This window comes from Telluria sp. LT2P34 (assembly GCF_059685915.1).
In genome coordinates this window covers 287,987-295,976 of the sequence record NZ_JCASIN010000006.1, presented here as the reverse complement: position 1 = coordinate 295,976, position 7,990 = coordinate 287,987, and the positions used below count along the sequence as shown (strand labels likewise).

Sequence of the window (7,990 nt, the reverse complement as noted above, 5' to 3'; positions counted from 1 at the left end):
GAAATCCCAATGGGCCGGCCAGGTACTGCTCAACAACGGCTAGCTTGAACTGCTCCGAGTACTTCGACATGAAAAAACCCCAATAAGTTGGTGTCCAACTTATTGGGGTCAGTTCAAGCAGGCCCGGTTTGCCATTGCGCGAACGCTTACTTCGCGGCCGTCAGCAGCATGTCGTTCAGACGCTTTACAAACGCGGCCGGGTCGGCCAGGCTGCCGCCTTCGGCCAGCATCGCCTGGTCGAACAGGATGTGCGACCAGTCGGCGAAGCGCGGGCTGGCGCTGTCTTCGTACTTCAGGCGCGTCACCAAAGGGTGGTTCGGATTGATCTCGAGGATCGGTTTGCTGTCCGGCGCGTTCTGGCCAGCTGCTTTCAGCATGCGCACCAGGTTCGCCGACAGTTCGTGCTCGTCGGCCACCAGGCAGGCCGGCGAATCGGTCAGGCGGAAGGTCACGCGCACGTCCTTGGCTTTCTCCTGCAGCGCGCCCTTCATGTGCTCGACCAGTTCCTTGTACTGGGTCTCGGTCTGTTCGTGCTCTTTTTTCTCGGCTTCGTCTTCCAGCTTGCCGAGGTCAAGGCCGCCCTTGGCCACCGAGGCCAGTTCCTTGCCTTCGAATTCGCTCAGGAAGGACAGCATCCATTCGTCGACGCGGTCGGTCATGATCAGCACTTCGACGCCCTTTTTACGGAAGATTTCGAGGTGCGGGCTGTTCCTGGCGGCGTTGAAGCTGTCGGCGGCGACATAGTAAATCTTGTCCTGGCCTTCCTTCATGCGCGCTGCATAATCGGCCAGGGAGGTCGTCTGCTCGTCGCCTTCGCCGGCGGTCGAGGCGAAGCGCAGCAGCTTGGCGATGCGGTCCTTGTTGGTCGCGTCCTCGCCGATGCCTTCCTTCAGCACCTGGCCGAATTCCTTCCAGAAGGTGGCATATTTGTCCTTGCCTTCCTGCTCTTCGGCGTTGGCCATTTCCTCGAGCATGCCGAGCACGCGCTTGGTCGAGCCTTCGCGGATCACGCGCACGTCGCGCGACTCCTGCAGGATTTCGCGCGAGACGTTCAGCGGCAGGTCGCTCGAGTCGATCACGCCCTTCACGAAACGCAGATAGGTCGGCATCAGCTGTTCGGCGTCGTCCATGATGAAGACGCGCTTGACGTACAGCTTGATCCCGCCGCGCTTGTTGCGGTCCCACAGGTCGAACGGCGCATGGCTCGGCACATACAGCAGCTGGGTGTATTCGCTGCGCCCTTCCACGCGGTTGTGGGTATAGGCGAGCGGCTCCTGGAAGTCGTGCGAGACGTGCTTGTAGAATTCGTCGTACTGCTCTTTGGTGACCTCGGAGCGGTTGCGGGCCCACAGGGCGCTGGCCTGGTTGATCGTTTCGACTTCATCGCGCACGACGGTCTGCTTGGCCTCTTCGTCCCACTCTTCCTTCTGCATCACGATCGGCAGCGAGATGTGATCGGAATACTTGCGGATGATCGACTTCAGCTTCCACGACGACAGCAGCTCTTCCTCGCCGGCGCGCAGGTGCAGGATGACGTCGGTGCCGCGTCCTGGCTTGTCGATCGATTCGATGCTGTAGTCGCCCTCGCCGGCCGACTCCCAGCGCACGCCGTCGGAAACGAAGGCGCCGGCGCGGCGGGTGTTGACGATGATTTTATCGGCGACGATGAAGCCCGAGTAGAAGCCGACGCCGAACTGGCCGATCAGGGCCGCATCCTGCTGCTGGTCGCCGGAGAGCTTGCTGAAGAATTCCTTGGTGCCCGACTTGGCGATGGTGCCGAGGTGCGAAATGACTTCGTCGCGGCTCATGCCGATGCCGTTGTCGGAAATCGTGATCGTGCGCGCGTCCTTGTCGAAAGCAACGCGGATCTTCAATTCATGGTCGTCGCCATACAGGGAGTCATTGTTGATGGCCTCGAAGCGCAGCTTGTCGGCCGCGTCGGAGGCGTTCGAGATCAGTTCGCGCAGGAAGATTTCCTTGTTCGAATACAAGGAGTGAATCATCAATTGCAACAGCTGTTTAACTTCAGCTTGAAAGCCAAGGGTTTCTTTTTCGGCAGCAGCCATGTTGTTCCTCGTGAGTAGTACGAATTGAAAAACCGCTTATACGGATTGCAGCAATATTGGGATAGCAATATCGATTTCAAGGGGGAAAACGATTCGCTGGCGCCGCGGGGAGTGGCGTCGCCAATCGCGAGACGCGCCGCGCAGCCAGATGCACCGCCAGCGCGCAGCCCAGCGCCAGAACGAAAGCCGGTCCGACCGGGCCAGTGCGCAGCTGCAGGGCCAGCACGGCGCAGAATACCGAAAAGCCGAAATAGCCCGTCACCATGCCGCGCAGCAGCGCGACGGCGTTCGCACTCCCGAGGCCGGCATGCGCGAAGCCGACCAGCACCGTGCTCATGACCGGAAACATGGCGAAAAAGCCGGACAGGCGCGCCCCCATGCCGGCGGCGCCGGCCGTGACGGCAAACACGAGGATGGCGCCGGCGAGCATGCGCCAGGGCAGGTCGTTGCGGCGCGCGCCGCGTGGAGGCGCTGCCGAGGCGACGCGCGGGAACAGCCTGCCCGCTGCCAGCAGTGCGCACCAGACGAGGACAAAAGCGATCCCCAGCCCCAGCGTCAGCGTTTGCAGCGCAGCGACTGCCGCGCCCCATGCCAACAGGGCCAGCGCCATCGACCCGGCCACTCCGAAGCGCTGCGCGGCCCGGGCATAGGCGACGCTGAACACGAGGATCGCCACCACCGCCAGCAGCGTGCCCTCGGCGGCGCGCGCCGCGAATGCCGGCCCTTGCTCGAGCGTGAGGGCGAACAGGATGGGGCCGGCCACGATCGGAAACGCCGACAGCCAGCCGGCCACACCTGGCCCCCAGCGCCTGCCGGCCAGCGTGACGAGCCAGATCAGGACGGGAACGAGCAGCAGCTTGAGTAGGAAAACGGTGGTCATTCGGGATAGAGGGCATCGAGGCGCGCGGCGGCAAGACCGAATGATATCACCAGGCAATGCCAAACTGACAAGATGCGGATGAGCGGCGCCGTCCCGCAGCCACGTTCCCGTGTCCATCCCGGCTGGCAAGTCGTACAATACCGGCTTCATCCACCGCATTGGAATTCCCATGTCCGTCTACGACAAACTCACCGAACTGAACATCACCCTGCAGTCTGCCCCTGCTCCTGCCGCCGCCTATGTCATGTACGTGCAGACCGGCAACCTGGTCTTCGTTTCCGGCCACATCGCCAAGAATGCGGACGGCTCGGTCAACGCCGGCCAGCTGGGCAAGAACAAGACCCTGGAAGAAGGCCAGGCCGCCGCCCGCGCCATCGCCATCGACCTGATGGGCACCCTGCAGGATGCCTGCGGCGGCGACCTGACCCGCGTCAAGCGCATCGTCAAGCTGATGAGCCTCGTGAACTCGACCGCGGATTTCACCGACCAGCACCTGGTCACCAACGGCGCTTCGGAACTGTTCGGCGAAGTCTTCGGCGACGCCGGCAAGCACGCGCGCTCGGCCTTCGGCGTGGCGCAGATCCCGCGCGGCGCCTGCGTCGAGATCGAGATGATCGTCGAGATCGCGTAAGCAGCACGAGAAGAACGTGGCGCCGGTCCGGCGCCTTTCATGGCCGATCCGGGCCGGCGGCAACTTTCAGCGAGACCAGCATGAAAATCGACAATCCTCATCCGATCCAGTGGCAGTTTTCCGAGCGCGCACAAGGGCTGCAAAGCTCGTTCATCCGCGAAATCCTGAAGATCACCCAGCGTCCCGAGATCATTTCGTTTGCCGGCGGCCTGCCTTCGCCCGCCACCTTCCCGATCGAGCGCATGAAGGCGGCCTATGACAAGGTGCTGTCGGAGACCGGCAAGGTCGCGTTGCAGTACGGCCCGACCGACGGCTACGCGCCGCTGCGCGAATGGATCGCCAATTCCTTGTCGACCGAAGGCGCCAGGATCGTGCCCGAGCAGATCCTGATGGTGTCCGGCTCGCAGCAGGCGCTCGACCTGATCGGCAAGGTGCTGATCGACGAAGGCAGCCGCGTGCTGGTCGAGACCCCAAGCTACCTGGGCGCGCTGCAGGCGTTTTCGGTGTATCGCCCGGAGTTTTCCTCGGTCGCCACCGACGACGATGGCCTGGTGCCCTCGTCGATCCGGCAGGTGGCCGAAGGCGCGCGCCTGCTGTACTCGCTGCCGAATTTCCAGAACCCGACCGGCCGTTCGCTGTCGATCGCGCGCCGCCAGGAGCTGGTGGAAACCTGCGCCAGCTTGCGCCTGCCGCTGATCGAGGACGATCCCTACGGTGCGCTGTCCTACCGGGGCGAACCGATGCCGAAGATGGTGGCGATGAACCCGGACGGCGTCATTTATATGGGTTCGTTCTCGAAAGTGCTGACGCCCGGTATTCGCCTCGGCTACGTATGCGCGCCGCTGCCGCTGGTGCGGCGCCTGGAACTGGCCAAGCAGGCGGCCGACCTGCACACCTCTCAGCTGACGCAGATGGCCGTGTACGAAGTCGTGAAAGACGGCTTCCTCGACCAGCACATCCCCACCATCCGCGCCCTCTATGGCCAGCAGTGCCAGGCCATGCTCGACGCGATGGCCGAGTTCTTCCCGCAGAGCGTCAGCTGGACCAAGCCTGACGGCGGCATGTTCATCTGGGTGACGCTGCCGAAATCGATCGATGCCATGAAGCTGCTCGATGCGGCGATCGCGGCGCGCGTCGCCTTCGTGCCGGGTGCGCCCTTCTATGCCAACGACCCGGAAACGAACACACTGCGCCTGTCGTTCGTGACGGTGCCGCCAGAGCGCATCCGCGAAGGCATCGCCATCCTGGGCAAGCTGATCGCGGCCAACCTGTAACGAAGCGCCCGGACGACGGGTTTATGCAAGCTGAATCGGTTGTGGCATTGCGGGTCGAAAATCTAGCCGTGTAGAAACAAAAACTTCCTTTGGAAGTAACTACAGGTTATGATTTTGAACGAGATCAACCCGTCCTGCGACCTTACCGCGATGCCCACTCTAGCTCCCGCAACAGCCGACCGACGCCAGGCCGCCGTCCTCATCGTCGACGACGCACCCGCGCACCTGGGTGCGTTGCGCTCGATGATGCTGGACCAGGGTTACCAGACTTTTGTCGCCAATAGCGGCGAGCGCGCGCTCGACATCGCCCGGCGCGCCTTGCCCGACCTGATCCTGCTCGACATCGTCCTGCCCGGCATGGACGGCATGGAGGTATGCCGCCGCCTGAAGGCGCATCCGGCGACCAGCAATATCCCCGTCATCTTCATGAGTGCGCGCACCGAGACCGACGACATCGTCGCCGGCTTCGAGATCGGCGCGGCCGACTATATTTCCAAGCCGCTGCGCCTGGCCGAAGTCTGCGCGCGCGTCCGGGTCCAGCTGCAGATTCACCGCAGCGCCCTGTCGCAACAGCAGCAGACCGAGCGCCTGCGCCTGATCGTCAACAGCATGGACGAAGGCCTGATGATGATCGAAGCGAACGGGCGCATCCAGTACGCCAACCCGGCCTGCGAGCGCTACCTCGGCTACGCGCCGGGGGAACTGGCAGGCCGTTCGATCCACGACATGCTGGCGCCGGCGGTGGCCAATGAATACCTGGCCATTTTCGGCAGCGGCCACGACCCCGCCCCGGCCACGCCGGCCTGGCGCGGCGCGCGCGAAGTGCTGATCCGCCAGCGCGACGGCATCCTGCGCGCCATGGACCTGACGCTCACGCCCATGGGGGCCGAGCAGCCGATGTTCATCGCCCTGCTGCACGACATCACCCACCACAAGCAGTCGGAAAACGCGCTGCAGCGTGAAGCCCTGCTCGACCCGCTGACCAAGATCGCCAACCGCCGCCATTTCGACGCTTTCCTGGACAAGGAATGGCAGCGTGCGGTCCGTTCCAGCCAGCCGCTGTCGCTGATCGTGCTCGACGTCGACCACTTCAAGGGTTACAACGACAGTCTCGGCCACGTGGCGGGCGACGCCTGCCTGCAGCAGGTGGCGCTGGCGCTGCAGTCGCATGCGCTGCGCGCCACCGACCTGGCCGCGCGCTTCGGCGGCGAGGAATTCGTGCTGCTGTTCGGCGAAACCGGGCACGAGGCGGCCTGCGCGCTCGGCGAGGCGATCCGCGCCCACATCGAGTCGCTCAACATCCCGAACCCGCGCTCGAGCATCTCACCCTGGCTCACCGCCAGCCTGGGCGTGGCGACCATCGTCCCGACCCAGCTCGACGACATCAAGGCATTCTTCGTCGCCGCCGACCGCGCCATGTACGCCGCCAAGGAGGCCGGCCGCAACGGCATGCGCGCCGTGAAGACCGGCGCCACCCTGGCCGTCATCGAGGCGGCGCTGCAACCCTAGTAGCCTGCCGGGTAGCCGGTAATCGACGCGATCTCGCGGTACAGGGGCCGCAGCTGCGCATACATCCTGCGGTAGACCCGTTTGTACAGGCGGTCGTAAATGGCGCGGTTGTCGGCGCTCGGTTCGAACACGCGCCCGACGCGCGTCATGGCCGCCACCGCCGCCCCGAAATCAGGATACAGCCCGAGTCCCACGGCGGCGATGATCGCCGCGCCCAGGCCCGAAGTTTCGTAGACATGCGGGCGCGCCGTCGGCAAGCCGAAGATATCGGCCGTCAGCTGCATCGCGCAATCGCTCTGCGAGCCGCCGCCCGACACCCGCAAGGCCGTGATGCGCACGCCGCTGCGTTTTTCGATGCGCTCCTTGCCCTCGCGCAGCGCATAGGCCAGGCCTTCGAGGATGGCGCGGTAGACGTGGGCGCGCGTATGGACGTCGCCGAAACCGACGATCGCGCCCTTCGCCTCGCGTCCCGGCACACGGATGCCGGGCGTCCAGTAGGGCTGCAGCATCAGTCCCATGGAACCGGGCGGCACCGATTCGGCGAGCGCGTCGAACAGGGTTTCGGGCGCGATGTCGCCGGCCAGCGCCTGCAGCTGCTCGTGATGGCCGAACTGCTCCTTGAACCAGTTGACCATCCAGTAGCCGCGAAACACCTGGACCTCGGTGCTGTAGGCGCCGGGGATCGCCGCCGGGTAAGGCGGCACGAAAGGCGTCACCTCGACATAGCGCGGGTTGGTGGTGTTGATGGTAGCCGTGGTGCCGTAGCTCAGGCAGCCCACTTCCGGCGTCGTGCAGCCGGCGCCCAGCACTTCGCAAGCCTTGTCGGCGGCGGCGGCGAACAGCGGGAGGCCGGCCGGAATGCCGGTCGCCGCGGCGGCGCCAGCGTCGATCACACCCAGCCGGGCGCCGGGCGCAACCAGTTCGGGCAGCATGCGCGCTTCGATCGCCAGCGCCTGCCACTTCCAGTCGCGCCGGCCGGCCCAGCGATGGCGCCGGTAGTCGAAGGGGACATAGCCCACCTGCGAGCCGCTCGAATCGCGAAAGCGCCCGCACAGGCGCCAGTTCAGGTAGCCCGAGAGCAGCAGGAACTTGTCGGTTGCCTGCCAGACGTCCGGCTGGTGCGCGCGGATCCAGTTGATCTCGGCTTCGCCGCGAAAAAAGTCGATGGTGCCGCTCACGCGCGCCAGGCGGAAGGCATTGCGCCAGAAGGGGCCGATCGGCGGCACGCGCTCGGCGCGGCGCTGGTCGAGCCAGGTGATGGCGGGCCGCAGCGGCTTGCCGTCCCGGTCCAGGTTGATGACCGTGCCGCGCTGGGTCGTGACGGCAACCCCGCGCACGGCGGCGCGCTCCACGCCCGGCTGGCTCCAGAGCCCTTGGCAGGCGCGGCACACGGCCTGCCAGTAGTCTTCGGGGTCGTGCTCGGCCCAGCCGGGGTGGAGCGACACGCCGGCATCGAGCGGCACCTGGCATTTGGCGACGATGTTCCCGCGCAGGTCGAACAACAGTGCGCGCACGCTCTGGGTGCCGTTGTCGATGGCGAGGATGGTGGGGTCGAGCGTCATCGAGTCAGGGGCCGGCGCAGTCGAAAAACGCCCATGATACTTGCTTGCCCCACGCTGGCTCAAGCATG

General features: G+C 65.1%; 6 protein-coding genes. 3 read left to right on the top strand and 3 right to left on the bottom strand.

Annotated elements, in window-relative coordinates; genetic code table 11:
* Window positions 1–146 precede the first annotated feature (146 nt).
* On the bottom strand, window positions 147–2,066 hold the full coding sequence (gene htpG / locus AC56KZ_RS17235) for a molecular chaperone HtpG (protein WP_497163409.1): 1,920 nt from the start codon (window positions 2,064–2,066) through the stop codon (window positions 147–149).
* A gap of 76 nt (window positions 2,067–2,142) precedes the next feature.
* Entirely contained in the window at window positions 2,143–2,946 is an 804-nt protein-coding gene (locus tag AC56KZ_RS17230) for a hypothetical protein (RefSeq protein ID WP_497163408.1), read from the bottom strand.
* Between the two features lie 169 nt (window positions 2,947–3,115).
* Here AC56KZ_RS17230 and AC56KZ_RS17225 point away from each other — a divergent pair, with 169 nt between their 5' ends.
* From AC56KZ_RS17225 to AC56KZ_RS17215, 3 genes are all read left to right on the top strand, one after another.
* Window positions 3,116–3,577 (top strand): RidA family protein, encoded by a 462-nt coding sequence (locus tag AC56KZ_RS17225; RefSeq protein WP_497163407.1) that lies wholly within the window; start codon window positions 3,116–3,118, stop codon window positions 3,575–3,577.
* Between the two features lie 80 nt (window positions 3,578–3,657).
* Window positions 3,658–4,851, top strand: a complete 1,194-nt coding sequence (locus AC56KZ_RS17220) for an aminotransferase-like domain-containing protein (RefSeq protein ID WP_497163406.1) — start codon at window positions 3,658–3,660, stop codon at window positions 4,849–4,851.
* A 114-nt stretch (window positions 4,852–4,965) separates the two neighbouring features.
* Complete coding sequence (locus AC56KZ_RS17215; protein WP_497163405.1) at window positions 4,966–6,360, top strand: diguanylate cyclase; 1,395 nt, start codon at window positions 4,966–4,968, stop codon at window positions 6,358–6,360.
* On the opposite strand, the gene AC56KZ_RS17210 is transcribed toward AC56KZ_RS17215, so the two are convergent.
* Window positions 6,357–7,922 (bottom strand): FGGY-family carbohydrate kinase, encoded by a 1,566-nt coding sequence (locus AC56KZ_RS17210; protein ID WP_497163404.1) that lies wholly within the window; start codon window positions 7,920–7,922, stop codon window positions 6,357–6,359. The genes AC56KZ_RS17215 and AC56KZ_RS17210 overlap by 4 nt on opposite strands.
* Window positions 7,923–7,990 lie beyond the last annotated feature (68 nt).

What these genes read in the sequence shown, in the direction of transcription:
- htpG (WP_497163409.1), bottom strand. Translation starts at nt 2,066, where the DNA reads ATGGCTGCTGCCGAAAAAGAAACCCTTGGCTTTCAAGCTGAAGTTAAA.
- AC56KZ_RS17230 (WP_497163408.1), bottom strand. Translation starts at nt 2,946, where the DNA reads ATGACCACCGTTTTCCTACTCAAGCTGCTGCTCGTTCCCGTCCTGATC.
- AC56KZ_RS17225 (WP_497163407.1), top strand. Translation starts at nt 3,116, where the DNA reads ATGTCCGTCTACGACAAACTCACCGAACTGAACATCACCCTGCAGTCT.
- AC56KZ_RS17220 (WP_497163406.1), top strand. Translation starts at nt 3,658, where the DNA reads ATGAAAATCGACAATCCTCATCCGATCCAGTGGCAGTTTTCCGAGCGC.
- AC56KZ_RS17210 (WP_497163404.1), bottom strand. Translation starts at nt 7,922, where the DNA reads ATGACGCTCGACCCCACCATCCTCGCCATCGACAACGGCACCCAGAGC.